The organism is Bartonella sp. CM120XJJH (assembly GCF_042194715.1).
In the GTDB taxonomy this organism is placed as follows: domain Bacteria; phylum Pseudomonadota; class Alphaproteobacteria; order Rhizobiales; family Rhizobiaceae; genus Bartonella.
In genome coordinates this window covers 1-1,403 of sequence record NZ_JBHINE010000062.1, presented here as the reverse complement: position 1 = coordinate 1,403, position 1,403 = coordinate 1, and the positions used below count along the sequence as shown (strand labels likewise).

The 1,403-nt window shown below is 45.4% G+C and carries 1 protein-coding gene and 1 pseudogene; both read right to left on the bottom strand.

Translation table 11 applies throughout. The annotated features are described in order from the left end of the window. Positions 1 to 319 (bottom strand): annotated as a pseudogene (locus tag ACFIKU_RS09665) (S49 family peptidase); the annotation flags it as partial. Next, positions 309 to 1,403, bottom strand: a 1,095-nt coding sequence (locus ACFIKU_RS09660) for a phage portal protein (protein WP_375657379.1), incomplete at its 5' end; no start/stop codon positions are given. The pseudogene ACFIKU_RS09665 and the gene ACFIKU_RS09660, both read right to left, overlap by 11 nt.

Genomic DNA, 1,403 nt, shown 5'->3' with positions numbered 1-1,403 from the left:
TTGTGCAATGGCTTCACGAAAAGAAGCCCCCAAACCTTCATAAGAGGTTAGCCCCGATAAAGCCCCAAGCCATGCACCACGGCGCACAAGCGTGCCATGAACTGGTATTATGGCAATATTGTTTTGTACTACATAAGTTTCAGGGGGGGCTTAAAGCTTCCGTATCCCCTTGCGCAAAAGCCCCAGTGGCAAACTTTTCTCCCTCAAAAAGACGCGGCGCAAGAGCATTCAAAATGATATCAAGCTTTGTCGATGCAAGCATATGAGGAACACCAAAAAGCCGTGATGCCAAAAACGGCATGTCGAGATTATTCACCATTTGTATGTGCCTCACTGCCTTGGTTGCTTTCATAAGTGTCAGAAGTCTCTGAATCTGCGGTATCAATTACTTGATTGCTACCAGCCGGTGCCGCCATATCGGTGTCAAAAGATAAACCACGCGCACGAGCATCTGTGCGTTCTTCTTGCATTTCGGCATGAATGCTGTCGATATCAAAGCCGCGCTCGGCAAGAGCCATACGCCGTGTTTTCAAGCCGGCACGGATTTCTTCTTTTTCCGCTGAGATATCCTTGTTTGGGTCAATCATTTCAAGCGGGGGTGCAAAGCTTTCACATTGAACCCATGGCAAGGGATTTTCTTCCCACCCTGGCAAATTGACGCATCCAGAAAGAACCGCCATTTCAACAAAGCGCTCCCATATAATGCGATTAAACTGAAAGGCAATAATATGTTCACGCCATTGTTTAACATGCCGTCTAAACTGAATGATGGAGGTGCGCACATTTGAAAAATTCCCCCGCGTAACGTCTCCTGTCACAACGGCATAAGGCATATTAAGTGCTGCACAAATTTTCAAGATATTGCGAAATTGAAAAGCCTCATAAGAGCCACCAACCTCAACAGGATTTGAGAATGTAACCTCTTTATTCTCTCCTAAATAAAGAGATGCACCGGGCGCAATGACAGGTGCTTTGTATTCTTCTTCAACGTTGTTTTTATCACGATTATCGGATAATTTTTCGACGTTTGGTGAATTGTCCTTGACAAACGCCGCGAAAAGAGCCGCCGTCCTTTTTCTATCGAGTTCTGCGTCGTCATAGGATTCGAGTTGAAAGATCTTTGTCATACAGCGCGTTATTTTGGGAGAACCGCGCAATTGTCCGGCAATACGGCGCTCTTTGATGTGCAGGACCATTTCAGCAGGGACACGTATGCGCTCTTGACTCTCAAAGACTATCCTTGCAGAACAATCATCATAGGGGTGATGTTTCCAAAAATGATAAGCAACACGCTTACCACTGGCATTAAATTCAATCCCCATACGAATGTAATTGCCTTCAATCTCAGCCGGTCCATTGTAGGAAAGGTCTAGCATTTCGGTTGGATAAACTTGTAATTGAAG